Genomic DNA, 26,666 nt, shown 5'->3' with positions numbered 1-26,666 from the left:
GATAAGAGATGCTTATAAGAATGTGCCGGGGAAAAGGGGTAAAACACGAAAAATGGCAGCTTCGGTTGCCATTTTGCTTTTATCTCCGGTTTTTTACGCAAAAAAAAAGCGGACCACGGGGTCCGCAAAAGTTCACGTTGGCTTTAGTTGTTCGAGTTTTGAGAGAAACTCGCTGACGGTGCGGGGACGTCAAGGGTCAAACACGTGCCGCCTCGTCTATGTGGTGTATTATTCAACAGAATGCTTGATAGGGATAATCGTTCGTTGCTATGCTATCTATCGCCATGAACTATCGTGGCGACGGAGGATGAATAATGAATATTCGTGATCTTGAATACCTGGTAGCGTTAGCCGAGCATCGTCACTTTCGCCGCGCGGCAGATTCCTGTCACGTCAGCCAGCCCACGCTGAGCGGCCAGATCCGCAAGCTTGAAGACGAGCTGGGCGTGATGCTGCTGGAGCGCACCAGTCGTAAGGTTCTGTTCACACAGGCAGGTCTTCTGCTGGTGGATCAGGCGCGCACCGTGCTGCGCGAGGTCAAAGTGCTCAAGGAAATGGCAAGCCAGCAGGGGGAGGCCATGTCCGGCCCGCTGCATATTGGCCTGATCCCAACCGTTGGCCCGTACCTGTTGCCGCACATCATTCCGATGCTGCACCAGACGTTCCCGAAACTCGAAATGTACCTGCACGAAGCGCAAACCCATCAGCTGCTGGCGCAGCTGGACAGCGGCAAGCTCGACTGCGCCATTCTTGCACTGGTAAAAGAGAGTGAAGCCTTTATTGAAGTACCGCTGTTCGATGAGCCGATGATGCTGGCGATCTATGAAGATCACCCGTGGGCGAACCGCGATCGCGTGCCGATGGCCGATCTGGCCGGTGAAAAGCTGCTGATGCTGGAAGATGGCCACTGCCTGCGCGACCAGGCTATGGGCTTCTGCTTCGAAGCGGGTGCCGATGAAGATACCCATTTCCGGGCAACCAGTCTGGAAACGCTGCGTAATATGGTGGCGGCGGGAAGCGGTATTACGCTTCTGCCTGCGCTGGCGGTGCCGCACGAGCGTAAACGTGATGGCGTGGTCTATCTGCCGTGCATTAAGCCGGAACCGCGTCGTACGATTGGCCTGGTTTATCGTCCGGGTTCACCGCTGCGCAGCCGCTATGAGCAGCTGGCAGAGGCCATCCGTGGTTCGATGGATGGCCATTTCGACAGCGCGTTAAAACAGGCGGTTTAAACCGTTCAGCGCGGCTACCCGATAGGCTTCCGCCATGGTCGGGTAGTTAAAGGTGGTGTTGACGAAGTACTCAATGGTGTTACCACCGCCTTTCTGCTCCATGATTGCCTGGCCGATATGAATGATCTCCGCGGCGCGTTCACCGAAGCAGTGAATCCCGAGGATCTCTTTCGTCTCGCGATGGAAAAGAATTTTCAGCGTTCCCACGCTCATCCCCACGATTTGCGCCCGCGCCAGATGTTTAAACTGGGCACGACCCACCTCGTAAGGCACCTTCATTGACGTCAGCTGCTGCTCGGTTTTCCCGACAGAACTGATTTCCGGGATGGTATAGATGCCCGTCGGAATATCTTCGATCAGGTGCGCCGTCGCTTCGCCTTTTACCAGCGCCTGTGCGGCAATGCGTCCCTGGTCGTAAGCGGCTGAGGCCAGGCTTGGGTAGCCAATCACGTCGCCGACCGCGTAAACGTGCGGTAGCGCGGTCTGGTACATGCTGTTGACCTTCAGCTGACCGCGGCTGTCGGTCTCAAGCCCGATATTTTCCAGCTTCAGTGAATCTGTGTTGCCGGTACGGCCGTTGGCGTACAGCAGGCAGTCGGCTTTCAGCTTCTTACCGGACTTCAGGTGCATTATCACCCCGTCGTCACAGCCTTCGATTTTCTCGTACTCTTCGTTGTGGCGAATCACCACGCCGCTGTTCCAGAAGTGGTAGGAGAGAGAGTCCGACATCTCCTGATCCAGGAACGCCAGCAGGCGGTCACGGGTGTTGATCAGGTCAACTTTGACGTCCATTCCGCGGAAGATCGACGCATATTCGCAGCCAATGACCCCTGCGCCATAGATAATGACGTGGCGTGGCTCATGGTGCAGGCTCAGAATCGAATCGCTGTCGTAGACGCGCGGGTGCGAGAAATCGACGTCGGCGGGATGGTACGGGCGTGAACCGCAGGCAATCACAAATTTTTCAGCCGTGATGGTTTCAACCGAACCGTCGTGGCATTCGAGTGCCAGGGTGTGTTCATCCACAAAATGCGCGTTGCCCTGCAAAATTTCACAGTGGTTACGCTCATAAAATCCCTGACGCATGCGTGTCTGCTGGTTAATAACGGTGTCCGCGTGATTCAGGATGTCAGCAAAGGATGAACGAAGAAGTCGGGAGTGGTCGCTGTAAAGAGGGTTCTGGTTAAATTCGATAATGCGGCTAACGGCGTGGCGGAGGGCTTTCGAAGGGATGGTGCCCCAGTGGGTGCAACCGCCGCCGACATTATGGTAGCGCTCGATGACCGCTACTCTGGCTCCCTGTTTCACCAGACCCATAGCAGCACCTTCGCCGCCGGGGCCGGAACCAATAACTATTGCGTCGTAATCGTAGGAATGTGGCATGGTAAGGCTTACCTGTTCTTATACATAAAAGCAACAGAATCATAACATCATTGCCAGGGTAACCCAATTATCGTTGTGCTTTTTTCGGGCAGTGGAGCACAAACCGCACGTAAACAATCATTCACAAAGCCAGGCAAACAGATTAATTTTATTCTCTGGTATAGTGCCATCAGGCCTTTGGAAGGATTCAACTATCGTGATGGGCGTAAGAGCACAACAAAAAGAGAAAACCCGGCGTTCGCTGGTGGAAGCCGCATTCAGTCAACTGAGTGCTGAGCGAAGTTTTGCCAGTTTGAGCCTGCGCGAAGTCGCACGCGAGGCCGGGATTGCGCCAACGTCCTTCTATCGTCATTTCCGTGATGTGGATGAACTGGGCCTGACCATGGTCGACGAGAGCGGTTTGATGCTGCGTCAGCTGATGCGCCAGGCGCGTCAGCGTATCGCCAAAGGGGGCAGCGTGATCCGCACCTCCGTGTCGACATTTATGGAATTTATCGGCAATAACCCCAACGCGTTTCGTCTGCTTCTGCGCGAACGTTCGGGCACGTCGGCGGCGTTTCGTGCCGCCGTCGCGCGTGAAATTCAGCACTTCATCGCGGAACTTGCCGACTATCTTGAACTCGAAAACCATATGCCGCGTGCCTTTACTGAAGCACAGGCTGAGGCGATGGTGACGATAGTGTTCAGCGCGGGTGCCGAAGCGCTGGACGTCAGCATTGAACAACGCAAGCAGCTTGAAGAGCGACTGGTATTGCAGCTCAGGATGATCTCCAAAGGCGCGTACTACTGGTATCGCCGTGAACAAGAGAAACTGGCACATCAAACCGAAGAGTGAAGGTGAGTAATGAAACAGTCAGGTCAGGATAAAGGGACGCTGTTGCTGGCATTGATCGCTGGCTTATCCATTAATGGTACGTTTGCCGCTATTTTTAGCTCAATCGTTCCATTTTCGATTTTCCCGCTTATAGCGTTGGTGCTGACGGTTTACTGCCTGCATCAACGTTACCTGAACCGCACCATGCCGGTGGGGTTACCGGGGCTGGCCGCTGCCTGCTTTATTCTGGGCGTATTGCTGTATAGCACCGTGGTTCGCGCGGAGTATCCGGATATCGGCTCTAACTTCTTCCCTGCGGTACTGTCTGTGGCGCTGGTGTTCTGGATTGGCTCGCGCATGCGTAGCCGCAAGAGCCAGTTACCGGAGTAGAGAATTTTGTAGGGCAGGTAAGCGAAGCGCCACCTGCCAAAATGCCGGATATTTACTTAGCCGTCAGAAGTACGCCGCACTCCATATGGTGCGTATACGGGAACTGATCGAACAGTGCCAGACGTTCAACCTTGTGCGTCTGGCCTAACGTTTCCAGGTTCTTGCACAGGGTCTCCGGATTACAGGAGATGTACAAAATACGCGGGTACGCCTGCACCATCTTCTCGGTTTCGCTGTCCAGACCACTGCGCGGCGGGTCTACAAAAATCGTCTCACACTGGTAGCTCTTCAGATCGATCCCTTCCAGGCGGTTAAACTGGCGTACGCCGTTCATCGCCTGCGTGAATTCTTCCGCGGCCATACGAATGATCTGCACGTTGTCGATATGGTTAGCGGCAATATTGTACTGCGCGGCGGCTACCGACGGCTTGGCGATTTCCGTTGCGAGGACGCGGTTGAAATTACGCGCCAGCGCCAGCGAGAAATTGCCGTTACCGCAGTAGAGCTCAAGCAGATCGCCGGTTGACCCTTCCGTCGCCTTCAGCGCCCACTCCAGCATCTGCACGTTCATCGCGGCATTCGGCTGGGTGAAGCTGTTTTCCACCTGACGATAAACCATCTCTTTACCCGCCACAGGCAGGCGCTCGTCGACGTAGTCCTGATCCAGCATGATTTTGGTTTTTGTCGCCCGGCCAATCAGGTGGACGTTGATGTTCTGCGCCCGTAGCGCATCGCGCAGCGCTTCTGCCTGCTCGCGCCACTCGTCGTTCAGGGCTTTGTGGTACAGCAGGGAGACAATCGCCTGATTGCTTTGCGTGGTCAGGTAGTCAATCTGGAACAGCTTGTGGCGCAGTAACGGATTGTTACGCACGCCGTCCATTATCAGCGTCATCAGCTGGTTGATAAGCTCACTCGCTGCCGGGAAGCTGTCCACGCGGATACGGGACTTCGTCTGCTGATCGAAAATGATGTGGTACAGGTCGTCACCGTCGTGCCAGATGCGGAATTCGGCGCGCATGCGGTAGTGGCTGACAGGAGAGCGGAACACCTCGGGAACGGGCGCGTTGAAAGGCGTCATCATACTTTGCAGGCGGACAACTTTTTCTGCCAGCTGCGCGTCGTACTGTTCTGTCGGGAGGTGTTCTGGGGTCATGATGCGTCCTGAGTGATAAAGAATTACGCGGCGATTGTAGGCATTGTTCAGGGGATGTCCAGATTTAATGGCCAATAGCTGTCTGGACATCCATACGTGTCTAATTGTAGCATTCTGTTTCCGGTCTCCTGAGAGTGAAAAGGGAATCCAGTGTAAATCTGGAGCTGACGCGCAGCGGTAAAGACTGGCGGGATGAGCGTTGTAGACACTGTGAAAATGGGAAGTCTTCATCCTTATATAGCCACCTAGCCCGAAGACCTGCCGGGATCACGTCGCATTTGGTTTCATCATCGCGTGCTATCGATGAGGCCTGCGGCATCCTTCTTATATTGTGGATGCTTTAACAATGATTAAAAAAGTATCGCTGTTGACGGCGTTGTCCGTCACGGCATTTTCGGGCTGGGCGCAGGATAGCGCAGACTCGTTGGTGGTGACGGCAAATCGTTTTGAACAACCGGCAAAAACTGTTCTGGCACCGACGTCCGTGGTGACGCGCGAAGATATTGAACGCTGGCAGGCCAGAAGCGTGGTGGAAATCATGTCACGTCTGCCTGGCGTGGATATCGCGCAAAGCGGTGGAATGGGCTCGAACTCTTCGACTTTTATTCGCGGAACGGAATCTCGCCATGTGCTGGTGCTGATTGACGGTATTCCTTTGAATAACGCCGGGATCAGCAACGTTCCCGATCTGAGCCAAATCCCAACCTCGCTGATTCAGCGTATTGAGTACATCCGTGGTCCGCGTTCGGCCCTGTATGGCTCCGATGCGATTGGCGGCGTGATCAACATCATCACCGGACGTGACAAGCCGGGTGCGGAAATCTCAGCGGGCGTCGGCTCTAAGGGTTATCAGACCTATGACGGCGCTTTCCAGCAGGTGCTGGATAAAACCAAAATCACCATGGCGGGTAACTACACCTATACCCGTGGTTTTGATATTGATGCCAAAGATGCTCCGCGCCAGCCGGACCGCGATGGCTTTATGAGTAAATCGCTGTACGGCTCCGTGGAACAGCAGATTACCGACAGCGTGAGCGGCTTCTTCCGTGGCTTTGGTTATGACAACCGCACCGCGTACGACGGTTACGATCACTACGACGACAACTTTATGGTGGATGGACGACCTGATACTCGCCAGCTCTATAGCCAGAACTGGGATACCGGTCTGCGTTACAACCAGGGGATTTTTCAGTCACAGCTGGTCGCGGGTTACGGTCGCAGTAAAGATCAGAACTATGATCCGAAGAAAGGGCGTTACGCTGATTCCGCCACCATGGATGATGTGAAGCAGTATACCACCCAATGGCTCAACACCGTGGAAGTCGGTCACGGCAACATTGGCGCAGGTCTGGACTGGCAAAAGCAGAAGACGCAGGCCGGAACGGGCTACCTGGATAAAGGGTACGAGCAACGCAATACCGGCGTGTTTGTTTCGGCAATGCAGCAGTTCAGCAGCGTGACGCTGGAAGCGGCGGCGCGTAATGACGACAACTCCAACTTTGGTAACCATGGCACATGGCAAACCAGTGCGGCGTGGGAGTTTGTGGATGGCTATCGCGTGATTGCTTCCTACGGTACCGCATTTAAAGCACCAACCATGAGCCAGATCCACAGCGCCTCTTATGGTAACCCGGACCTCAAACCGGAAGAGAGTAAGCAGTGGGAAGGGGGCTTTGAAGGTCTGACGGGACCGGTCAACTGGCGTATCACCGGCTATCGCAATGACATTGATAATCTTATTAACAGCGATCCGCATACGTATCGTTACTACAACGTTGACGAAGCACGTATTAAAGGTGTGGAAGCGACGGCACAGTTCGATACTGGCCCGGTCGGACATCAGATTTCATATGATTACGTCGACCCGCGTAATGCCAAAACCAACGAAGTACTGGCCCGCCGTTCTAAGCAGCAGGTTAAGTACCAGCTTGACTGGCAGGTATGGGATCTCGACTGGAACCTTGCCTACCGTTATCTGGGCACCCGCTATGATGTCGCGATTGATCCTGACACCTATTCGTCAGAACGCGTGAAAATGGGCGGTGTCAGCCTTTGGGATGTCGCAGTTTCGTATCCTGTCACCTCACATCTCACAGTTCGTGGTAAAATAGCCAACCTGTTCGATAAAGATTACGAGACAGTTTATGGCTACCAAACTGCAGGACGGGAATACACCTTGTCTGGCAGCTACACCTTCTAATCCGCGTCCCACCGTGCTGGTGTTTGATTCCGGCGTCGGTGGGCTTTCGGTCTATGATGAGATTCGGCATCTCCTGCCGGATCTCCATTACATCTACGCCTTCGATAACGTCGCTTTCCCGTATGGGGAAAAGAGCGAAGATTTTATTGTTGAGCGTGTGGTTGAAATCGTCACTGCGGTACAAAAACGCTATCCCCTTGCGCTGGCCGTCATCGCCTGTAATACGGCGAGCACCGTTTCTCTTCCCGCCCTGCGTGAAAAATTCCAGTTCCCGGTTGTGGGCGTTGTCCCTGCAATAAAGCCTGCCGCGCGTCTGACGGCGAACGGCATAGTGGGTTTGCTGGCAACGCGAGGCACGGTAAAGCGTCCTTATACCCGCGAGTTGATCGACCGTTTTGCTAACGAATGTCAGATTGCGATGCTGGGCTCGGCCGAGCTGGTGGAGATGGCCGAAGCGAAGCTGCATGGAAAGGCGGTATCACTCGACGAGCTGCGTCGTATTCTTCGTCCGTGGCTGCGGATGCCCGAACCTCCGGATACCGTTGTGCTGGGCTGTACCCACTTCCCGCTATTACAGGAAGAGTTATTGGAGGTGTTACCGGAGGGGACGCGCCTGGTGGATTCGGGTGCGGCTATCGCTCGTCGAACTGCCTGGCTGCTGGAACACGAAGCGCCGGATGCGAAATCTACCGATGCGAATATCGCGTTTTGTATGGCTATCACAAAAGAGACTGAGCAACTTTTACCCGTTTTACGCCGTTATGGCTTTGAAACGCTCGAAAAACTGGCGCTATAGCACGGTTTTGAGCAAAAAAGAGACGGTTGAAAGTTTTTTTTAAAAGAGGGGTTGTCAACGTCTGAGAACTCCCTATAATGCGCCTCCACTGACACGGAACAACGGCTTACAGGCCGCCGGGTTAGCGGGGTTCAGAGATGAACGCCAGCAGAGAAAAGCGAAAATAATCACTTGACTCTGAACGAGGAAAACGTAATATACGGGACCTCGCAACGGTGAGCGAAAGCCGCGTTGCACTGCTCTTTAACAATTTATCAGACAATCTGTGTGGGCACTCAAAGTGACATGGATTCTTAATGTCTTCGGACAATAAATGAATACCAAGTCTCTGAGTGAACATGCGTAATTCATTACGAAGTTTAATTCACGAGCATCAAACTTAAATTGAAGAGTTTGATCATGGCTCAGATTGAACGCTGGCGGCAGGCCTAACACATGCAAGTCGAGCGGCAGCGGAAAGTAGCTTGCTACTTTGCCGGCGAGCGGCGGACGGGTGAGTAATGTCTGGGAAACTGCCTGATGGAGGGGGATAACTACTGGAAACGGTAGCTAATACCGCATAACGTCGCAAGACCAAAGAGGGGGACCTTCGGGCCTCTTGCCATCAGATGTGCCCAGATGGGATTAGCTAGTAGGTGGGGTAACGGCTCACCTAGGCGACGATCCCTAGCTGGTCTGAGAGGATGACCAGCCACACTGGAACTGAGACACGGTCCAGACTCCTACGGGAGGCAGCAGTGGGGAATATTGCACAATGGGCGCAAGCCTGATGCAGCCATGCCGCGTGTATGAAGAAGGCCTTCGGGTTGTAAAGTACTTTCAGCGGGGAGGAAGGCGTTGAGGTTAATAACCTCAGCGATTGACGTTACCCGCAGAAGAAGCACCGGCTAACTCCGTGCCAGCAGCCGCGGTAATACGGAGGGTGCAAGCGTTAATCGGAATTACTGGGCGTAAAGCGCACGCAGGCGGTCTGTCAAGTCGGATGTGAAATCCCCGGGCTCAACCTGGGAACTGCATTCGAAACTGGCAGGCTAGAGTCTTGTAGAGGGGGGTAGAATTCCAGGTGTAGCGGTGAAATGCGTAGAGATCTGGAGGAATACCGGTGGCGAAGGCGGCCCCCTGGACAAAGACTGACGCTCAGGTGCGAAAGCGTGGGGAGCAAACAGGATTAGATACCCTGGTAGTCCACGCCGTAAACGATGTCGACTTGGAGGTTGTGCCCTTGAGGCGTGGCTTCCGGAGCTAACGCGTTAAGTCGACCGCCTGGGGAGTACGGCCGCAAGGTTAAAACTCAAATGAATTGACGGGGGCCCGCACAAGCGGTGGAGCATGTGGTTTAATTCGATGCAACGCGAAGAACCTTACCTACTCTTGACATCCAGAGAACTTTCCAGAGATGGATTGGTGCCTTCGGGAACTCTGAGACAGGTGCTGCATGGCTGTCGTCAGCTCGTGTTGTGAAATGTTGGGTTAAGTCCCGCAACGAGCGCAACCCTTATCCTTTGTTGCCAGCGGTCCGGCCGGGAACTCAAAGGAGACTGCCAGTGATAAACTGGAGGAAGGTGGGGATGACGTCAAGTCATCATGGCCCTTACGAGTAGGGCTACACACGTGCTACAATGGCGCATACAAAGAGAAGCGACCTCGCGAGAGCAAGCGGACCTCATAAAGTGCGTCGTAGTCCGGATTGGAGTCTGCAACTCGACTCCATGAAGTCGGAATCGCTAGTAATCGTAGATCAGAATGCTACGGTGAATACGTTCCCGGGCCTTGTACACACCGCCCGTCACACCATGGGAGTGGGTTGCAAAAGAAGTAGGTAGCTTAACCTTCGGGAGGGCGCTTACCACTTTGTGATTCATGACTGGGGTGAAGTCGTAACAAGGTAACCGTAGGGGAACCTGCGGTTGGATCACCTCCTTACCTTAAAGAACCTGCCTTTGTAGTGCTCACACAGATTGTCTGATGAAAAGTAAATAGCAAGGCGTCTTGCGATTGAGACTTCAGTGTCCCCTTCGTCTAGAGGCCCAGGACACCGCCCTTTCACGGCGGTAACAGGGGTTCGAATCCCCTAGGGGACGCCACTTGCTGGTTCGTGAGTGAAAGTCACCTGCCGTCATATCTCAAAACTGACTTACGAGTCACGTTTGAGATATTTGCTCTTTAAAAATCTGGATCAAGCTGAAAATTGAAACGACACATCTTTAATGGTGTGTTTGAGTCTCTCAAATTTTCGCAATCAGAAGTGAAACATCTTCGGGTTGTGAGGTTAAGCGACTAAGCGTACACGGTGGATGCCCTGGCAGTCAGAGGCGATGAAGGACGTGCTAATCTGCGAAAAGCGCCGGCGAGGTGATATGAACCTTTGACCCGGCGATGTCCGAATGGGGAAACCCAGTGCAATTCGTTGCACTATCGTTAACTGAATACATAGGTTAACGAGGCGAACCGGGGGAACTGAAACATCTAAGTACCCCGAGGAAAAGAAATCAACCGAGATTCCCCCAGTAGCGGCGAGCGAACGGGGAGCAGCCCAGAGTCTGAATCAGCTTGTGTGTTAGTGGAAGCGTCTGGAAAGTCGCACGGTACAGGGTGACAGTCCCGTACACGAAAGCACACAGGCTGTGAACTCGAAGAGTAGGGCGGGACACGTGGTATCCTGTCTGAATATGGGGGGACCATCCTCCAAGGCTAAATACTCCTGACTGACCGATAGTGAACCAGTACCGTGAGGGAAAGGCGAAAAGAACCCCGGCGAGGGGAGTGAAAAAGAACCTGAAACCGTGTACGTACAAGCAGTGGGAGCACCTTCGTGGTGTGACTGCGTACCTTTTGTATAATGGGTCAGCGACTTATATTCTGTAGCAAGGTTAACCGTATAGGGGAGCCGAAGGGAAACCGAGTCTTAACTGGGCGTTAAGTTGCAGGGTATAGACCCGAAACCCGGTGATCTAGCCATGGGCAGGTTGAAGGTTGGGTAACACTAACTGGAGGACCGAACCGACTAATGTTGAAAAATTAGCGGATGACTTGTGGCTGGGGGTGAAAGGCCAATCAAACCGGGAGATAGCTGGTTCTCCCCGAAAGCTATTTAGGTAGCGCCTCGTGAACTCATCTTCGGGGGTAGAGCACTGTTTCGGCTAGGGGGCCATCCCGGCTTACCAACCCGATGCAAACTACGAATACCGAAGAATGTTATCACGGGAGACACACGGCGGGTGCTAACGTCCGTCGTGAAGAGGGAAACAACCCAGACCGCCAGCTAAGGTCCCAAAGTCATGGTTAAGTGGGAAACGATGTGGGAAGGCACAGACAGCCAGGATGTTGGCTTAGAAGCAGCCATCATTTAAAGAAAGCGTAATAGCTCACTGGTCGAGTCGGCCTGCGCGGAAGATGTAACGGGGCTAAACCATGCACCGAAGCTGCGGCAGCGACACTATGTGTTGTTGGGTAGGGGAGCGTTCTGTAAGCCGTTGAAGGTGTGCTGTGAGGCATGCTGGAGGTATCAGAAGTGCGAATGCTGACATAAGTAACGATAAAGCGGGTGAAAAGCCCGCTCGCCGGAAGACCAAGGGTTCCTGTCCAACGTTAATCGGGGCAGGGTGAGTCGACCCCTAAGGCGAGGCCGAAAGGCGTAGTCGATGGGAAACAGGTTAATATTCCTGTACTTGGTGTTACTGCGAAGGGGGGACGGAGAAGGCTATGTTAGCCGGGCGACGGTTGTCCCGGTTTAAGCATGTAGGCGGAGGTTCCAGGTAAATCCGGTACCTTATTAACGCTGAGGTGTGATGACGAGGCACTACGGTGCTGAAGTAACAAATGCCCTGCTTCCAGGAAAAGCCTCTAAGCATCAGGTAACACGAAATCGTACCCCAAACCGACACAGGTGGTCAGGTAGAGAATACCAAGGCGCTTGAGAGAACTCGGGTGAAGGAACTAGGCAAAATGGTGCCGTAACTTCGGGAGAAGGCACGCTGATATGTAGGTGAAGCCCCTGCGGGTGGAGCTGAAATCAGTCGAAGATACCAGCTGGCTGCAACTGTTTATTAAAAACACAGCACTGTGCAAACACGAAAGTGGACGTATACGGTGTGACGCCTGCCCGGTGCCGGAAGGTTAATTGATGGGGTTAGCGGCAACGCGAAGCTCTTGATCGAAGCCCCGGTAAACGGCGGCCGTAACTATAACGGTCCTAAGGTAGCGAAATTCCTTGTCGGGTAAGTTCCGACCTGCACGAATGGCGTAATGATGGCCAGGCTGTCTCCACCCGAGACTCAGTGAAATTGAACTCGCTGTGAAGATGCAGTGTACCCGCGGCAAGACGGAAAGACCCCGTGAACCTTTACTATAGCTTGACACTGAACACTGGTCCTTGATGTGTAGGATAGGTGGGAGGCTTTGAAGCGTGGACGCCAGTCTGCGTGGAGCCGTCCTTGAAATACCACCCTTTAATGGCTGGTGTTCTAACGTAGACCCGTGATCCGGGTTGCGGACAGTGTCTGGTGGGTAGTTTGACTGGGGCGGTCTCCTCCCAAAGAGTAACGGAGGAGCACGAAGGTTAGCTAATCCTGGTCGGACATCAGGAGGTTAGTGCAATGGCATAAGCTAGCTTGACTGCGAGAGTGACGGCTCGAGCAGGTGCGAAAGCAGGTCATAGTGATCCGGTGGTTCTGAATGGAAGGGCCATCGCTCAACGGATAAAAGGTACTCCGGGGATAACAGGCTGATACCGCCCAAGAGTTCATATCGACGGCGGTGTTTGGCACCTCGATGTCGGCTCATCACATCCTGGGGCTGAAGTAGGTCCCAAGGGTATGGCTGTTCGCCATTTAAAGTGGTACGCGAGCTGGGTTTAGAACGTCGTGAGACAGTTCGGTCCCTATCTGCCGTGGGCGCTGGAGAATTGAGGGGGGCTGCTCCTAGTACGAGAGGACCGGAGTGGACGCATCACTGGTGTTCGGGTTGTCATGCCAATGGCACTGCCCGGTAGCTAAATGCGGAAAAGATAAGTGCTGAAAGCATCTAAGCACGAAACTTGCCCCGAGATGAGTTCTCCCTGAGACTTTAAGTCTCCTGAAGGAACGTTGAAGACGACGACGTTGATAGGTCGGGTGTGTAAGCGCAGCGATGCGTTGAGCTAACCGATACTAATGAACCGTGAGGCTTAACCTTACAACGCCGAAGGTGTTTTGGCGAAGAGACAGAACAATCAATTTCAGCCTGATACAGATTTAACAGAATTTGCCTGGCGGCTTTAGCGCGGTGGTCCCACCTGACCCCATGCCGAACTCAGAAGTGAAACGCCGTAGCGCCGATGGTAGTGTGGGGTCTCCCCATGTGAGAGTAGGGAACTGCCAGGCATCAAATTAAGTAGTAAGCCGGTGCATAAATCCGGTGGTTACAGCAGTCTTCGGTGGAGCGGTAGTTCAGTCGGTTAGAATACCTGCCTGTCACGCAGGGGGTCGCGGGTTCGAGTCCCGTCCGTTCCGCCACTTATTAAGACATTAAGCCTGCCTTTTTGGCAGGCTTAATGGCAAAAAACTTTAGGGGCGTAGCTCAGTTGGTAGAGCACCGGTCTCCAAAACCGGGTGTCGCGAGTTCGAGTCTCTCCGCCCCTGCCATATATAATCCTTTGCTTCGGCAAAGGATTTTTTTTGCCTGAAATCCAGCAAAAAGGCCTCTTCTTAATATTCAGCCAGCATTTCTGCTGGCTGATGTATCAATCCATTACATTGATTTTTAACAGATCTTTTATCTGTGCTTGCTTATCACTGTTTTGCAGCCAAATTGCATACAGCGGTCTGGTAAGCGTGGTGGAATCCATCACCGTATGCAGCCCCGCTTTAGCGTCTGCCCAGCGAACAGGTAACCAGGTACATCCTCTCAGCAAGGGCAGTTGCTGACAGGCGATCTCCGCAGAGCTGGTTGTTAACTGTGGAACATCATCAGGTGCAATCAATCCAGTCTCATGCTGCTGAAAATCTGGCCCCCATTCCAGGCGCAAATAGGTCAGATCTGCCTTCATCATCGAAGGTTCAGAGGCATAAAGCGCCAGACCAAACTGGCCTACAATCTGGCTGCTAAATTCGTCCATCTTGGGGGCTTCAGTTGTGATCAGAAGATCAAGCTGACGCTCATGAAGCTGCTTAACCAGCGACTGCCGTTGCGCAATTCTCGCTTCAAATTGCAGGTGGCCGTGTGAATGATATAGCTGGGTAAGCCACTGACTTAGCATACATTCCCACAGAGAAGCGCTGGCCCCAATCGAGAACTCATTATGCCTCGAAGTATGCGCCACCTCTTTACGTGCTGCCTGCCAGGTATTCATGAGCGTTTCTGCGTACGGCAGCAGTTTCTCACCGGCAGGCGTTAAGCGAATATTGTTACGATGGCGAGTAAAAAGATTCACACCCAGTTGATTTTCCAGCTGTCGAATACGAAAACTGACTGCTGACTGCGTCAGGTAAAGGGCTTCAGCTGCTCGCCCAAAGTGGCGTGTTCTGCTCACTTCAAGGAAAGTTTTAAGCAATTCCGTATCCACATCTTTCTCCGCAAAATTATTTGTCGTTATGATTTAAATGTTTTGTTTTACACTCTGTCAAGCGTAACTAATACTCCGCGCCATAAATAGCTCGGCCAAAGAATTAGGAGCGTGTAGGATGGCGGAAAGCTTTACGACGACTAATCGTTTTTTCGACAATAAACATTATCCGCGCGGGTTCTCTCGTCACGGCGATTTCACCATCAAAGAAGCTCAACTGCTTGAGCGTCATGGTTATGCCTTTAACGAGCTGGATCTGGGTAAGCGTGAACCTGCGACCGAAGACGAAAAACAGTTTGTTTCCGTTTGCCGTGGTGAGCGTGAGCCTCAGTCTGAAGCGGAACGTGTGTGGATCAAGTATATGGCACGCATTAAGCGTCCAAAGCGCTTCCATACGCTGTCTGGCGGCAAGCCGCAGATGGAAGGTGCAGAAGACTACACCGAGTCTGATGATTAAAATGAAGAGAAGGGGCTACGGCCCCTTTTTTTTATGCCAGCAACTTCTGCAGATGCAGCAGCAAACGATCGATAGCGCGGTAGCTCAGCGCCTCCTGCAAATGCTTTCTCTCAATGTCAGTGCACCCCTCCACGTCAGCAATGGTTCTGGCCACTTTTAGCAAACGCTGCCACGCACGTATAGACAGCCCAAAGCGCGTCAACGTCTCCTCAAGCCATCCCGCATCCTCACTGTTAAGGGAACAAAACTGCCGGATCCCGGCATTATCCAGCCGGGCATTTAGCCTGTTCTGACGAGCATACTGTCGCGTCTGGGCCGCAATCACCCGCTCGCGTACATCAGCTGAGCTTTCACCCGTGATACCCGTCTGCCTGAGCAGACCCGGCGGAGGAAGGGGGATCTCGAGGGATAAATCGAAACGGTCAAGGAACGGGCCGGATAACTTACCCAGATAGCGCAACGTTTGCTCCGGCGTACAGCGGTTATGGTTGCCCTGGTAGTGGCCCGTCGGGCTGGGATTCATCGCCGCGACCAGCTGAAACTGCGCGGGATAGCTTATTTTGGCCCGCGTGCGCGAGATATGTATTTCGCCAGATTCAATAGGTTCTCTCAGTGCATCCAGCACGCGGCGCTCAAACTCGGGCAGCTCATCGAGAAATAGAATTCCATTATGGGCCAGTGAGATCTCTCCCGGCCCGGGGATAGACCCGCCGCCGACCATTGCGGTCAGTGAAGCGCTATGATGTGGGGAACGAAAAGGGCGACGGCGCCACTGTTTTTGCAACGATGCAGAACTGATGAGGCTATATATGGCAGCGCTTTCCAGCGCTTCATGATTATTGAGCGGTGGAAGCAATCCACTCAACCTGCTCGCCAGCATCGTTTTCCCCGTACCTGGTGGACCAATCAACAGAAGATTGTGCCCACCTGCGGCCGTAATCTCCAGCGCCCGTTTCCCTTGCTCCTGCCCCATAATCTCGCTGAGATCCTCCGGGACGTCGGTCATAACATCGTCACACTCCTCCGGCTCGGACAGTTCATGTCGTCCTTCCAGCCAGGCACAAACTTCCTGTAAATGTCCCGCGATGAGGCATCCTTTCTCGGCGATAAGACTCACTTCTGATGCGTTTTCATTTGCGACAATGATTTGCCGCCCGGCACGTATGGCCTCCAGCGCTCCTGATATCGCACCGGGAACGCCTCTTAACGCGCCTGTGAGCGCGAGTTCACCCACGAACTCATACAAGCCTAGCCTTGTCGTATTAAGCTGCTCAGAAGCCGCGAGAAGGGCAATTGCGATAGGTAAATCGTATCGTCCCCCCTCTTTAGGCAGATCGGCGGGAGCAAGGTTGATGGTGATCTTCTTCGCAGGGAAGGTATAACCGCTATTTATTATTGCGCTGCGAACGCGATCCCTGGCCTCTTTAACCGTCGTTTCAGGTAAGCCGACAAGCGTGAGCCCGGGTAGCCCATTACTCAAATGAACCTCAACTGAAACAAGCGGTGCCTTTACCCCGAGAGCCGCACGCGTATAAACAACTGACAGTGACATTTGCACTACCTCCTGGGGTGACTATGCCAGCGCCTTTTTTGTCTGTTTAGCGTCATTTTGCTGATTTACGCCGCCTGTTCAGAGATTTTAAGCGCACGCTGAAACAATTGCATAACCGTGGAAGCTTCCTCGCAGAATGTAAAAAGCCCCGTTTTGACGTTAAGAACTGCAGTAAAAAAATGAAAAATATTCATTTTCTAATTTCTTTATATAAAACAAAGCTTTTAAGAAATATGATTCGCTGCCTAATCAAATCCGTCATAAATAAATCTTGTGTTTGATTTAAAAACTGTGATAACTCTTTAGGTATTCCTTCGAACAAGATGCAAAAAGAACTGAAAATGACAGCCCTTCTACGAGTGATTAGCCTGGTCGTGATTAGCGTGGTGGTGATTATTATCCCACCGTGCGGGGCTGCACTTGGACGAGGAAAGGCTTAGAAATCAAGCCTTAACGAACTAAGACCCCCGCACCGAAAGGTCCGGGGGTTTTTTTATGACTAAAAAACGTAAATGAGGAGCAGAGAATGACGACTAGCACAAAATTCTGTTTCTCCCGATTTATGACGGGGAACTAACTATGAATGGGGCACAGTGGGTAGTACATGCGTTGCGCGCGCAGGGAGTCGAGACAGTATTCGGTTATCCAGGTGGCGCAATTATGCCGATTTACGATGCACTGTATGACGGCGGCGTGGAACATCTCTTGTGCCGACACGAGCAGGGCGCAGTGATGGCGGCCATTGGCTACGCCCGCGCGACCGGCAAAATCGGCGTGTGTATGGCGACGTCAGGCCCGGGCGCAACTAACCTCATCACCGGCCTGGCTGACGCGCTGCTGGACTCTGTTCCCGTTGTTGCCATCACCGGGCAGGTGGCGTCTCCGTTCATCGGTACCGACGCTTTTCAGGAAGTCGATGTACTGGGTTTATCGCTGGCCTGCACCAAACACAGTTTCCTCGTTCAGTCTCTGGAAGAGCTGCCGCGCGTAATGGCAGAAGCGTTCGAAGTGGCCAGCTCAGGCCGTCCTGGTCCGGTTCTGGTCGATATCCCGAAAGATATCCAGGTGGCACCTGGCGATCTGGAACCCCACTTCTCCACCGTTGAAAGCGACGACGCGTTTCCGCATGCGGAAGTTGAAGAGGCCCGTCAGATGATGGCGCAGGCGAAACAGCCGATGCTGTACATCGGCGGTGGCGTCGGGATGGCGCAGGCCGTTCCCGCCCTGCGTGAATTTATCGCGGTAACGCAAATACCTGCCACCTGCACGCTGAAAGGGTTGGGTGCGGTAGATGCAGACTATCCGTACTATCTGGGCATGCTGGGGATGCACGGCACCAAAGCGGCAAACCTGGCGGTGCAGGAGTGCGATCTGCTCATCGCCGTAGGTGCCCGTTTTGACGACCGCGTCACCGGCAAGCTGAATACCTTTGCGCCGAACGCTAAAGTCATCCATATGGATATCGACCCGGCGGAGATGAACAAGTTGCGTCAGGCGCACGTTGCGCTGCAGGGCGATCTCAACGCGCTGTTACCGGCATTGCAGAAGCCGCTGGATATCAACGCATGGCGTCAGCACACCGCCGATATGCGTGCCGAGCACGCATGGCGTTACGATCACCCCGGCGAGGCCATCTACGCGCCGCTGCTGTTGAAGCAGTTGTCGGATCGCAAACCTGCTGATAGCGTCGTCACCACCGACGTCGGCCAGCACCAGATGTGGTCCGCGCAGCATATGACCTACACCCGCCCGGAAAATTTCATCACCTCCAGCGGGTTAGGGACGATGGGCTTCGGTCTGCCAGCAGCCGTTGGCGCGCAGGTCGCCCGCCCGAACGATACCGTTATCTGTATCTCCGGTGACGGCTCCTTCATGATGAACGTCCAGGAGCTCGGCACCGTTAAACGCAAGCAGTTGCCGCTGAAAATCGTCTTGCTCGACAACCAGCGTTTAGGGATGGTTCGCCAGTGGCAACAGCTGTTCTTCCAGGAGCGCTACAGCGAAACGACTCTCACCGATAACCCCGATTTCCTCACCCTGGCCAGCGCCTTTGGCATCCCTGGCCAGCACATCACCCGTAAAGATCAGGTTGAAGCGGCGCTCGACACCATGCTGAACAGCGATGGACCTTACCTGCTTCATGTCTCAATCGACGAACTCGAGAACGTCTGGCCGCTGGTACCACCTGGTGCCAGTAACTCACAAATGATGGAGAAATTATCATGATGCAGCATCAGGTCGCCGTACAGGCTCGCTTCAACCCGGAAACTTTAGAACGCGTTTTGCGTGTGGTGCGTCATCGTGGTTTTCAGATTTGCTCTATGAATATGGAGACAGCCACTGACGCCCGGAATATCAGTATCGAATTAACCGTTGCCAGCCCGCGGCCGGTCGACTTACTGTTTAGTCAGTTATCAAAGCTGGTAGACGTTGCCCATGTTGCCATCTGCCAGAGCACAACCACATCACAACAAATCCGCGCTTAAGCGTGACAGGACGAAAAAATGACGACAAAAAAAGCTGATTACATTTGGTTCAACGGTGAGATGGTTCGCTGGGAGGACGCGAAGGTCCACGTGATGTCCCACGCGCTGCACTACGGTACCTCCGTGTTTGAAGGCATCCGCTGCTACGATTCTCACAAAGGGCCAGTGGTGTTCCGCCATCGCGAACACATGCAGCGTCTGCATGACTCAGCCAAAATTTATCGTTTCCCGGTATCTCAGAGCGTTGATGAGCTGATGGAAGCCTGCCGCGACGTGATCCGTAAGAACAACCTCACCAGCGCCTATATTCGTCCGCTGGTCTTCGTGGGTGACGTCGGTATGGGCGTGAACCCGCCGGCCGGCTATACCACTGATGTGATCATTGCCGCGTTCCCGTGGGGTGCTTACCTGGGTGCTGAAGCCCTGGAGCAGGGGATCGACGCAATGGTCTCTTCCTGGAACCGCGTTGCGCCAAACACCATCCCGACCGCCGCGAAAGCGGGCGGTAACTACCTCTCTTCATTGCTGGTCGGCAGCGAAGCGCGCCGTCACGGTTACCAGGAAGGCATCGCGCTCGATGTGAATGGCTACATCTCAGAAGGCGCAGGTGAAAACCTGTTTGAAGTGAAAGACGGCATTCTGTTTACGCCACCATTCACCTCCTCCGCGCTGCCGGGCATCACCCGTGACGCCATCATCAAGCTGGCGAAAGACCTGGGTATCGAAGTGCGCGAGCAGGTGCTGTCCCGCGAATCCCTGTACCTGGCCGATGAAGTGTTTATGTCCGGTACCGCGGCTGAAATCACCCCGGTGCGCAGCGTAGACGGTATTCAGGTGGGCGAAGGCCGCTGTGGCCCGGTCACCAAACGCATTCAGAAAGCGTTCTTTGGCCTCTTCACCGGCGAAACAGAAGATAAATACGGCTGGTTGGATCAGGTTAATCACTAAGCATAAATTTGGGACGGCACGCACCGTCCCATTACATAGTCAGACGGGAGTCAATAAAGCATGCCTAAGTATCGTTCAGCCACCACCACCCACGGCCGCAACATGGCGGGTGCCCGCGCGCTGTGGCGCGCCACTGGAATGACCGACGCCGATTTCGGTAAGCCGATTATCGCCGTGGTGAACTCCTTCACCCAGTTCGTACCGGGCCACGTGCACCTGCGCGATCTGGGTAAACTGGTAGCCGAGCAAATCGAAGCCTCCGGCGGCGTGGCGAAAGAGTTCAACACCATTGCGGTCGATGACGGTATCGCGATGGGTCACGGGGGCATGCTCTATTCACTGCCGTCGCGCGAGCTGATCGCCGACTCCGTAGAGTATATGGTTAACGCCCACTGCGCCGATGCCATGGTCTGTATCTCCAACTGCGACAAAATCACCCCGGGGATGCTGATGGCTTCCCTGCGTCTGAATATTCCGGTGATCTTCGTCTCCGGTGGCCCAATGGAAGCGGGGAAAACCAAGCTCTCCGACAAAATCATCAAGCTCGACCTGGTCGATGCGATGATCCAGGGCGCGGACCCGAAAGTCTCTGACGAGCAGAGCGATCAGGTGGAACGCTCCGCGTGTCCGACCTGCGGCTCCTGTTCCGGTATGTTCACGGCGAACTCCATGAACTGCCTGACCGAAGCGCTGGGCCTGTCTCAGCCGGGCAACGGCTCGCTGCTGGCGACCCACGCCGACCGTAAGCAGCTGTTCCTCAACGCCGGTAAGCGCATCGTTGAGCTGACCAAGCGCTACTACGAGCAGGATGATGCCAGCGCGCTGCCGCGCAGCATTGCCAGTAAAGCCGCGTTCGAAAACGCCATGACGCTGGATATCGCCATGGGCGGTTCCACCAATACCGTTCTGCACCTGCTGGCTGCCGCACAGGAAGCCGAAATCGACTTCACCATGAGCGATATCGACAAGCTGTCCCGCAAAGTGCCGCAGCTGTGTAAGGTCGCACCAAGTACCCAGAAGTACCACATGGAAGACGTGCACCGTGCTGGTGGTGTAATCGGTATTTTGGGCGAGCTGGATCGCGCCGGGCTGCTGAACCGTGACGTGAAAAACGTGCTCGGGCTGACGCTGCCGGAATCGCTGGACCAGTTCGACGTGATGCTGACCAAAGACGAGGCGGTGAAAAAAATGTTCCGCGCCGGTCCTGCCGGTATTCGTACCACGCAGGCCTTCTCCCAGGATTGCCGCTGGGACACGCTGGACGATGACCGCGCCGAAGGCTGCATCCGCTCGCTGGAACACGCCTACAGCAAAGACGGCGGCCTGGCCGTGCTGTACGGAAACTTTGCGGAAAACGGCTGCATCGTGAAAACCGCAGGCGTGGACGACAGCATCCTGAAATTCACCGGTCCGGCGAAGGTGTACGAAAGCCAGGATGAAGCGGTAGACGCCATCCTTGGCGGTAAAGTGGTTGAAGGCGACGTGGTTGTCATTCGCTACGAAGGGCCGAAAGGCGGTCCGGGCATGCAGGAGATGCTCTACCCAACCACCTTCCTGAAATCGATGGGCCTCGGTAAAGCCTGCGCGCTGATCACCGACGGGCGTTTCTCCGGCGGTACTTCCGGCCTCTCTATCGGCCACGTTTCCCCGGAAGCGGCAAGCGGCGGCAACATTGCCATCATCGAAGACGGCGATCTGATCGAAATCGACATTCCGAATCGCGGCATTCAGCTCAAGCTGAGTGACCAGGAGATCGCAGCCCGTCGTGAAGCGCAGGAAGCGCGCGGCGACAAAGCCTGGACGCCCAAAGATCGCCAGCGCGAAGTTTCCTTTGCCCTGCGCGCCTACGCGAGCCTTGCCACCAGTGCAGATAAAGGCGCGGTGCGCGATAAATCGAAACTCGGGGGCTAACGATGGCCGAGTCACAACCCTTATCCGCCGCCCCTGAGGGGGCGGAATATCTCAGGGCGGTGCTGCGCGCACCGGTCTATGAAGCCGTGCAGGTCACGCCCCTGCAGAAAATGGAAAAGCTCTCTTCGCGCCTCGACAACGTCATTCTGGTGAAGCGCGAAGACCGCCAGCCGGTGCACAGCTTCAAGCTGCGCGGTGCCTACGCGATGATGGCCGGACTGACCGATGAGCAAAAAGCGCGCGGCGTGATTACCGCGTCGGCGGGCAACCACGCGCAGGGCGTGGCGTTCTCGTCTGCTCGTCTGGGGCTGAAAGCGCTGATCGTGATGCCGGTTGCTACCGCAGACATCAAGGTCGACGCGGTGCGCGGTTTCGGCGGTGAAGTATTACTCCACGGGGCTAACTTTGACGAAGCAAAAGCCAAAGCGATTGAGCTGGCGCAGCAGCAGGGTTTCACCTGGGTGCCGCCGTTCGACCACCCGATGGTGATTGCCGGGCAGGGCACGCTGGCGCTGGAGCTGCTGCAGCAGGATGCCCATCTCGACCGCGTCTTTGTTCCGGTGGGCGGCGGTGGCTTAGCCGCAGGCGTGGCGGTGCTGATCAAACAGCTGATGCCGCAGATCAAAGTCATTGCCGTGGAAGCGGAAGATTCTGCCTGCCTGAAAGCGGCGCTGGATGCCGGGCATCCGGTAGACCTGCCGCGCGTCGGGCTGTTTGCCGAGGGCGTGGCGGTGAAGCGTATTGGCGACGAAACCTTCCGCCTGTGCCGGGAATATCTCGACGATATCGTCACGGTGGATAGCGATGCGATCTGCGCGGCGATGAAGGATCTCTTCGAAGACGTTCGTGCGGTGGCGGAACCGTCCGGCGCTCTGGCGCTGGCGGGCATGAAAAAATACATCGCGCAGCACAACATTCGCGGCGAGCGTCTGGCGCACGTGCTTTCTGGTGCCAACGTGAACTTCCACGGTCTGCGCTACGTGTCCGAGCGCTGCGAGCTGGGGGAACAGCGTGAAGCGCTGCTGGCGGTGACCATTCCGGAAGAGAAGGGCAGCTTCCTGAAATTTTGTCAGCTGCTGGGCGGCCGTTCGGTGACGGAGTTTAACTACCGTTTTGCCGATGCTAAAGACGCCTGCATTTTTGTTGGCGTGCGTCTGAGCCGGGGCGTGGAGGAGCGTAAAGAGATCCTCAACCTGCTGCATGAAGGCGGCTATAGCGTAGTCGATCTCTCCGACGATGAGATGGCGAAGCTGCACGTGCGCTACATGGTCGGCGGGCGTCCATCGAAGCCGCTCAGGGAACGTCTGTTCAGCTTTGAGTTCCCGGAATCGCCTGGCGCGCTGCTCAAGTTCCTGCACACGCTGGGCACGCACTGGAACATCTCCCTTTTCCACTACCGCAGCCACGGCACCGACTACGGCCGCGTGCTGGCGGCGTTTGAACTGGGCGAGCACGAGCCGGATTTCGAAACGCGGCTGAACGAGCTGGGCTATGAGTGTCACGATGAAACCCATAACCCGGCGTTCAGGTTCTTCCTGGCAGGTTAGTGGTTTGGCAATATCGTCCAGAACGCATCAATAAGCGGCTCATGCAGCCGCTTTTTTTGTGCGCACACGCCAAGCTCAAACGGCGTTTTCTCATCGCTGCGCTCCAGAATCATCACGCGATTGCGCACCGGTTCCGGGCTATTTTCCAGCACCACCTCCGGCAGCAGCGCCACGCCGCAGCCGAGCGCCACCATCGACACCATTGCCTCATGGCCGCTGACCGTGGCGTAAATCGACGGGTTGCTGATTTTCTGGCGGCGGAACCACAGCTCAATACGACGGCGCACCGGCCCCTGATCGGCCATGATAAACGGTACCGTGGACCAGTCCGGTTTTTCCACCGACACCTGGTTACGCACCGGGCAGGGCAGCGCCGGGGCAATGAGTACCACCGCCAGATTCTCCAGCATGGAGAATGCCACCGCGCCCGGCAGGGTTTCAGGTTTCCCGGCAATGGCGAGATCCGCTTCGCCCGTCACCACTTTTTCCATTGCGTCGGAGGCATCGCCGGTGGTGAGCTTAATTTCAACCGACGGATGCGCCGCGCGGAAGCGGTCAAGGATGGGTGGCAGATGGCTGTAGGCGGCGGTCACGGAGCAAAAAATATGCAGCTCGCCGGAAAGTGACGGCCCCTGCTGGTCAATCGAGTGCCGCAGCTGCTGGTACTGCAGCAGCGTCTGCTGGGCAAAAATGCGTAGCTCTTCGCCCGCTTCCGTGAGGGTGACGGTGCGGTTGTCGCGCACGAACAGGGGCTGGCCGAGGTCTTCCTCAAGGCGCTGGATCTGGCGTGAAAGCGTGGAGGGGCTAACGTGCATCGCCCGAGCGCTGCGGCCAAAATGACGGCTTTCCGTCAGGTGCAGGAACATTTTCAGATCGCGTAAATCCACCGATTCCACTCCCTCTTTTTACATTGCAAAAATTGCAACATGACGTTGTGAATATATCAATTTCCGCAATAAATTTCCTGTTGTAATGTGGGTACATTCTCGCTGAAACGCGAACCGAACAATAAGACACACAACATCACGAGGTATCACCCATGGCTAACTACTTTAATACACTGAACTTGCGCCAGCAGCTGGCGCAGCTGGGCAAATGCCGCTTCATGGCGCGCGACGAATTTGCCGATGGCGCGAGCTACCTTCAGGGTAAAAAAGTGGTCATCGTCGGCTGTGGCGCACAGGGTCTGAACCAAGGCCTGAACATGCGTGACTCCGGTCTGGATATCTCCTACGCCCTGCGCAAAGAAGCGATTGCCGAGAAGCGTGCTTCCTGGCGTAAAGCGACCGAAAACGGCTTCAAAGTGGGTACCTACGAAGAGCTGATCCCGCAGGCGGATCTGGTAGTTAACCTGACCCCGGACAAGCAGCACTCAGACGTTGTGCGTTCCGTACAGCCGCTGATGAAAGACGGCGCGGCGCTGGGTTACTCCCACGGCTTCAACATCGTTGAAGTGGGCGAGCAGATCCGTAAAGACATCACCGTGGTGATGGTTGCACCGAAGTGCCCGGGTACCGAAGTTCGTGAAGAGTACAAGCGTGGCTTCGGCGTGCCGACTCTGATCGCGGTTCACCCGGAAAACGATCCGAAAGGCGAAGGCATGGCGATTGCCAAAGCATGGGCAGCGGCGACCGGCGGTCACCGTGCTGGCGTGCTGGAATCGTCCTTCGTTGCCGAAGTGAAATCTGACCTGATGGGCGAGCAGACCATTCTGTGCGGCATGCTGCAGGCCGGTTCTCTGCTGTGCTTCGATAAGCTGGTGGAAGAGGGTACCGACCCGGCATACGCGGAAAAACTGATTCAGTTCGGCTGGGAAACCATCACCGAAGCGCTGAAGCAGGGCGGTATTACGCTGATGATGGACCGTCTGTCCAACCCGGCAAAACTGCGTGCTTACGCGCTGTCTGAACAGCTGAAAACCATCATGGCACCGCTGTTCCAGAAACACATGGACGACATTATCTCCGGCGAATTCTCTTCCGGCATGATGGCGGACTGGGCGAACGACGATAAGAAACTGCTGACCTGGCGTGAAGAGACCGGTAAAACCGCGTTCGAAACCGCGCCACAGTACGAAGGTAAAATCGGCGAGCAGGAGTACTTCGATAAAGGGGTGCTGATGATCGCGATGGTGAAAGCAGGCGTTGAGCTGGCGTTCGAAACCATGGTGGATTCCGGCATCATCGAAGAGTCTGCTTACTACGAATCACTGCACGAGCTGCCGCTGATTGCGAACACCATCGCCCGTAAGCGTCTGTACGAAATGAACGTGGTTATCTCTGATACCGCGGAATATGGTAACTACCTGTTCTCTTACGCCTGCGTACCGCTGCTGAAAGAGTTTATGACTACTCTGCAGACTGGCGATCTGGGTAAAGCGATTGCAGAAGGTGCCGTGGACAACGCGCAGCTGCGCGATGTGAACGAAGCCATTCGCAGCCACCAGATCGAGAAAGTGGGTCACAAACTGCGTGGCTACATGACCGATATGAAGCGCATCGCGGTAGCGGGTTAACAACAGGGGCGGGCTGATGCCCTCACCCCGCCCCTCTCCCACAGGGAGAGGGTGCAAACATTAAAGGCCTTCTCTAAGAGAAGGCCTTGCTGTTTATTTCCGGTACAGCACTTTAATGATGTGATAACCAAACTGGGTATGCAGCGGGCCGGTTGGCTCCAGCACCGGGCAGGAGAAGACCACTTTATCGAACGCCGGTACCATCTGACCCTGGCGGAATTCACCCAGGTCGCCGCCACGTTTGCCTGACGGGCAGATGGAGTGCTTCTTCGCCAGCTTGCCGAAGTCGGCACCGTTTTTAATCTGCTCCAGAAGATCCAAAGCCAGTTTCTCTTCTTTAACGAGGATGTGCACTGCTGCTGCTGTTTTTGCCATGATCGTGCCTTGAATAGGTTGAAATAAATCGGGGCGCAATATACCACGCGTCAGCGGCGATAAAGCACCTTAATGATATGGTAGCCAAATTTGGTTTTTACCGGGCCGTAGGGCTTCAGAAGCGGGCAGCTAAAGACCGCCTGATCGAACGGGCCGACCATCACACCTTGTTGAAACTCGCCGAGATCCCCACCATTGCGCCCGGAAGGGCATTTAGAGTAGCGCTTCGCCAGATGATCAAAGCTGATGCCGCGCTCCAGCTTGGCCAGGATCTCCTGGGCCAGTTTCTCTTCTTTTACCAGAATATGCAGGGCTGCTGCGGTCTTTTTCATGGTTCTGCTCTACGGGTTAAACGCGATTTCTCCA

At 54.9% G+C, this 26,666-nt stretch carries 21 protein-coding genes, 3 tRNA genes, 3 rRNA genes and 1 riboswitch; of the genes, 20 read left to right on the top strand and 7 right to left on the bottom strand.

The window, feature by feature from the left end:
• Positions 1-314 precede the first annotated feature (314 nt).
• Positions 315-1,232 (top strand): DNA-binding transcriptional regulator OxyR, encoded by a 918-nt coding sequence (oxyR, locus tag AB3N39_RS20325; protein ID WP_133295340.1) that lies wholly within the window; start codon positions 315-317, stop codon positions 1,230-1,232.
• Here the strand turns inward: oxyR and sthA are convergent.
• Positions 1,215-2,615 (bottom strand): Si-specific NAD(P)(+) transhydrogenase, encoded by a 1,401-nt coding sequence (gene sthA, locus AB3N39_RS20320; protein ID WP_039265649.1) that lies wholly within the window; start codon positions 2,613-2,615, stop codon positions 1,215-1,217. The two genes, oxyR and sthA, sit on opposite strands and share 18 nt — an antisense overlap.
• Positions 2,616-2,811: 196 nt before the next feature.
• Here sthA and fabR point away from each other — a divergent pair, with 196 nt between their 5' ends.
• Together fabR and AB3N39_RS20310 are read left to right on the top strand one after the other, a co-directional pair.
• Positions 2,812-3,450, top strand: coding sequence for an HTH-type transcriptional repressor FabR (gene fabR, locus AB3N39_RS20315; RefSeq protein ID WP_008501784.1), 639 nt, complete (start codon positions 2,812-2,814; stop codon positions 3,448-3,450).
• 9 nt (positions 3,451-3,459) lie between these two features.
• Positions 3,460-3,819, top strand: coding sequence for a YijD family membrane protein (locus tag AB3N39_RS20310; protein ID WP_008501783.1), 360 nt, complete (start codon positions 3,460-3,462; stop codon positions 3,817-3,819).
• Between the two features lie 52 nt (positions 3,820-3,871).
• Here the strand turns inward: AB3N39_RS20310 and trmA are convergent, their stop codons facing one another.
• Positions 3,872-4,972: a tRNA (uridine(54)-C5)-methyltransferase TrmA gene (gene trmA, locus AB3N39_RS20305; protein WP_348943281.1), complete on the bottom strand. Its 1,101-nt coding sequence runs from the start codon at positions 4,970-4,972 to the stop codon at positions 3,872-3,874.
• Between the two features lie 104 nt (positions 4,973-5,076).
• Positions 5,077-5,253, top strand: a riboswitch (cobalamin riboswitch).
• A gap of 65 nt (positions 5,254-5,318) precedes the next feature.
• Here trmA and btuB point away from each other — a divergent pair.
• The 8 genes from btuB to AB3N39_RS20265 all read left to right on the top strand — a co-directional run bounded on the left by btuB (position 5,319) and on the right by AB3N39_RS20265 (position 13,589).
• Positions 5,319-7,172: a TonB-dependent vitamin B12 receptor BtuB gene (btuB, locus tag AB3N39_RS20300; RefSeq protein ID WP_111963979.1), complete on the top strand. Its 1,854-nt coding sequence runs from the start codon at positions 5,319-5,321 to the stop codon at positions 7,170-7,172.
• Positions 7,117-7,968, top strand: a complete 852-nt coding sequence (gene murI / locus AB3N39_RS20295) for a glutamate racemase (protein ID WP_023309660.1) — start codon at positions 7,117-7,119, stop codon at positions 7,966-7,968. The genes btuB and murI overlap by 56 nt, the downstream gene beginning before the upstream one ends.
• A gap of 381 nt (positions 7,969-8,349) precedes the next feature.
• Positions 8,350-9,891, top strand: a 16S ribosomal RNA gene (locus tag AB3N39_RS20290).
• Positions 9,892-9,976: 85 nt separating this feature from the next.
• A tRNA-Glu gene (locus AB3N39_RS20285) sits at positions 9,977-10,052 on the top strand.
• A 183-nt stretch (positions 10,053-10,235) separates the two neighbouring features.
• Positions 10,236-13,140: ribosomal RNA gene (locus tag AB3N39_RS20280) — 23S ribosomal RNA — on the top strand.
• Positions 13,141-13,212: 72 nt separating this feature from the next.
• Positions 13,213-13,328 (top strand): 5S ribosomal RNA (gene rrf / locus AB3N39_RS20275).
• The 16S, 23S and 5S rRNA genes sit together here with 3 tRNA genes alongside, the layout of an rRNA operon.
• Positions 13,329-13,383: 55 nt before the next feature.
• Positions 13,384-13,460: transfer RNA gene (locus tag AB3N39_RS20270), tRNA-Asp, on the top strand.
• A gap of 53 nt (positions 13,461-13,513) precedes the next feature.
• Positions 13,514-13,589: transfer RNA gene (locus AB3N39_RS20265), tRNA-Trp, on the top strand.
• 98 nt (positions 13,590-13,687) lie between these two features.
• Here the strand turns inward: AB3N39_RS20265 and hdfR are convergent.
• Entirely contained in the window at positions 13,688-14,509 is an 822-nt protein-coding gene (hdfR, locus tag AB3N39_RS20260) for an HTH-type transcriptional regulator HdfR (RefSeq protein WP_143345660.1), read from the bottom strand.
• Between the two features lie 118 nt (positions 14,510-14,627).
• On the opposite strand from hdfR, the gene AB3N39_RS20255 reads away from it, so the two are divergent.
• Positions 14,628-14,966, top strand: coding sequence for a DUF413 domain-containing protein (locus AB3N39_RS20255; RefSeq protein ID WP_008501577.1), 339 nt, complete (start codon positions 14,628-14,630; stop codon positions 14,964-14,966).
• Positions 14,967-14,997: 31 nt separating this feature from the next.
• Here the strand turns inward: AB3N39_RS20255 and AB3N39_RS20250 are convergent, their stop codons facing one another.
• Positions 14,998-16,518, bottom strand: a complete 1,521-nt coding sequence (locus AB3N39_RS20250) for a YifB family Mg chelatase-like AAA ATPase (protein WP_325814645.1) — start codon at positions 16,516-16,518, stop codon at positions 14,998-15,000.
• 341 nt (positions 16,519-16,859) lie between these two features.
• On the opposite strand from AB3N39_RS20250, the gene ilvL reads away from it, so the two are divergent.
• The 7 genes from ilvL to ilvA all read left to right on the top strand — a co-directional run bounded on the left by ilvL (position 16,860) and on the right by ilvA (position 23,410).
• On the top strand, positions 16,860-16,958 hold the full coding sequence (gene ilvL, locus AB3N39_RS20245) for an ilv operon leader peptide (protein ID WP_001311244.1): 99 nt from the start codon (positions 16,860-16,862) through the stop codon (positions 16,956-16,958).
• Between the two features lie 86 nt (positions 16,959-17,044).
• Positions 17,045-17,095, top strand: coding sequence for a peptide IlvX (gene ilvX / locus AB3N39_RS20240; protein WP_166792073.1), 51 nt, complete (start codon positions 17,045-17,047; stop codon positions 17,093-17,095).
• A 2-nt stretch (positions 17,096-17,097) separates the two neighbouring features.
• Positions 17,098-18,744: an acetolactate synthase 2 catalytic subunit gene (gene ilvG, locus AB3N39_RS20235; RefSeq protein ID WP_133295335.1), complete on the top strand. Its 1,647-nt coding sequence runs from the start codon at positions 17,098-17,100 to the stop codon at positions 18,742-18,744.
• A complete protein-coding gene (gene ilvM / locus AB3N39_RS20230) occupies positions 18,741-19,004 on the top strand; it encodes an acetolactate synthase 2 small subunit (protein WP_059354681.1) in 264 nt (87 codons plus the stop codon). The genes ilvG and ilvM overlap by 4 nt, the downstream gene beginning before the upstream one ends.
• A gap of 18 nt (positions 19,005-19,022) precedes the next feature.
• A complete protein-coding gene (gene ilvE / locus AB3N39_RS20225; protein ID WP_127732610.1) occupies positions 19,023-19,952 on the top strand; it encodes a branched-chain-amino-acid transaminase in 930 nt (309 codons plus the stop codon).
• A 60-nt stretch (positions 19,953-20,012) separates the two neighbouring features.
• A complete protein-coding gene (ilvD, locus tag AB3N39_RS20220; RefSeq protein WP_136196075.1) occupies positions 20,013-21,863 on the top strand; it encodes a dihydroxy-acid dehydratase in 1,851 nt (616 codons plus the stop codon).
• A gap of 2 nt (positions 21,864-21,865) precedes the next feature.
• The gene (gene ilvA, locus AB3N39_RS20215) at positions 21,866-23,410 is read left to right on the top strand and encodes a threonine ammonia-lyase, biosynthetic (protein WP_039267211.1); all 1,545 of its coding nucleotides are present in this window, start codon (positions 21,866-21,868) and stop codon (positions 23,408-23,410) included.
• Here the strand turns inward: ilvA and ilvY are convergent.
• Entirely contained in the window at positions 23,407-24,297 is an 891-nt protein-coding gene (gene ilvY, locus AB3N39_RS20210) for an HTH-type transcriptional activator IlvY (protein WP_111963506.1), read from the bottom strand. The genes ilvA and ilvY overlap by 4 nt on opposite strands.
• Before the next feature lie 152 nt (positions 24,298-24,449).
• Here ilvY and ilvC point away from each other — a divergent pair, with 152 nt between their 5' ends.
• A complete protein-coding gene (gene ilvC, locus AB3N39_RS20205) occupies positions 24,450-25,925 on the top strand; it encodes a ketol-acid reductoisomerase (RefSeq protein ID WP_021242831.1) in 1,476 nt (491 codons plus the stop codon).
• A 93-nt stretch (positions 25,926-26,018) separates the two neighbouring features.
• Here ilvC and ppiC (AB3N39_RS20200) read toward each other — a convergent pair whose 3' ends face one another.
• Positions 26,019-26,300, bottom strand: coding sequence for a peptidylprolyl isomerase PpiC (ppiC, locus tag AB3N39_RS20200; protein WP_023309650.1), 282 nt, complete (start codon positions 26,298-26,300; stop codon positions 26,019-26,021).
• Between the two features lie 50 nt (positions 26,301-26,350).
• Entirely contained in the window at positions 26,351-26,632 is a 282-nt protein-coding gene (ppiC, locus tag AB3N39_RS20195; RefSeq protein WP_130946646.1) for a peptidylprolyl isomerase PpiC, read from the bottom strand.
• Positions 26,633-26,666: the final 34 nt, after the last annotated feature.

This window comes from Enterobacter vonholyi (genome assembly GCF_040834095.1).
Taxonomy (GTDB): domain Bacteria; phylum Pseudomonadota; class Gammaproteobacteria; order Enterobacterales; family Enterobacteriaceae; genus Enterobacter; species Enterobacter vonholyi.
The sequence above is the reverse complement of the archived record's forward strand: the minus strand, read 5'-3'. Positions and strand labels throughout refer to the sequence as shown.

What these genes read in the sequence shown, in the direction of transcription:
- oxyR (WP_133295340.1), top strand. Translation starts at nt 315, where the DNA reads ATGAATATTCGTGATCTTGAATACCTGGTAGCGTTAGCCGAGCATCGT.
- sthA (WP_039265649.1), bottom strand. Translation starts at nt 2,615, where the DNA reads ATGCCACATTCCTACGATTACGACGCAATAGTTATTGGTTCCGGCCCC.
- AB3N39_RS20310 (WP_008501783.1), top strand. Translation starts at nt 3,460, where the DNA reads ATGAAACAGTCAGGTCAGGATAAAGGGACGCTGTTGCTGGCATTGATC.
- trmA (WP_348943281.1), bottom strand. Translation starts at nt 4,972, where the DNA reads ATGACCCCAGAACACCTCCCGACAGAACAGTACGACGCGCAGCTGGCA.
- btuB (WP_111963979.1), top strand. Translation starts at nt 5,319, where the DNA reads ATGATTAAAAAAGTATCGCTGTTGACGGCGTTGTCCGTCACGGCATTT.
- murI (WP_023309660.1), top strand. Translation starts at nt 7,117, where the DNA reads ATGGCTACCAAACTGCAGGACGGGAATACACCTTGTCTGGCAGCTACA.
- AB3N39_RS20255 (WP_008501577.1), top strand. Translation starts at nt 14,628, where the DNA reads ATGGCGGAAAGCTTTACGACGACTAATCGTTTTTTCGACAATAAACAT.
- AB3N39_RS20250 (WP_325814645.1), bottom strand. Translation starts at nt 16,518, where the DNA reads ATGTCACTGTCAGTTGTTTATACGCGTGCGGCTCTCGGGGTAAAGGCA.
- ilvL (WP_001311244.1), top strand. Translation starts at nt 16,860, where the DNA reads ATGACAGCCCTTCTACGAGTGATTAGCCTGGTCGTGATTAGCGTGGTG.
- ilvG (WP_133295335.1), top strand. Translation starts at nt 17,098, where the DNA reads ATGAATGGGGCACAGTGGGTAGTACATGCGTTGCGCGCGCAGGGAGTC.
- ilvM (WP_059354681.1), top strand. Translation starts at nt 18,741, where the DNA reads ATGATGCAGCATCAGGTCGCCGTACAGGCTCGCTTCAACCCGGAAACT.
- ilvE (WP_127732610.1), top strand. Translation starts at nt 19,023, where the DNA reads ATGACGACAAAAAAAGCTGATTACATTTGGTTCAACGGTGAGATGGTT.
- ilvD (WP_136196075.1), top strand. Translation starts at nt 20,013, where the DNA reads ATGCCTAAGTATCGTTCAGCCACCACCACCCACGGCCGCAACATGGCG.
- ilvA (WP_039267211.1), top strand. Translation starts at nt 21,866, where the DNA reads ATGGCCGAGTCACAACCCTTATCCGCCGCCCCTGAGGGGGCGGAATAT.
- ilvC (WP_021242831.1), top strand. Translation starts at nt 24,450, where the DNA reads ATGGCTAACTACTTTAATACACTGAACTTGCGCCAGCAGCTGGCGCAG.
- ppiC (WP_023309650.1), bottom strand. Translation starts at nt 26,300, where the DNA reads ATGGCAAAAACAGCAGCAGCAGTGCACATCCTCGTTAAAGAAGAGAAA.
- ppiC (WP_130946646.1), bottom strand. Translation starts at nt 26,632, where the DNA reads ATGAAAAAGACCGCAGCAGCCCTGCATATTCTGGTAAAAGAAGAGAAA.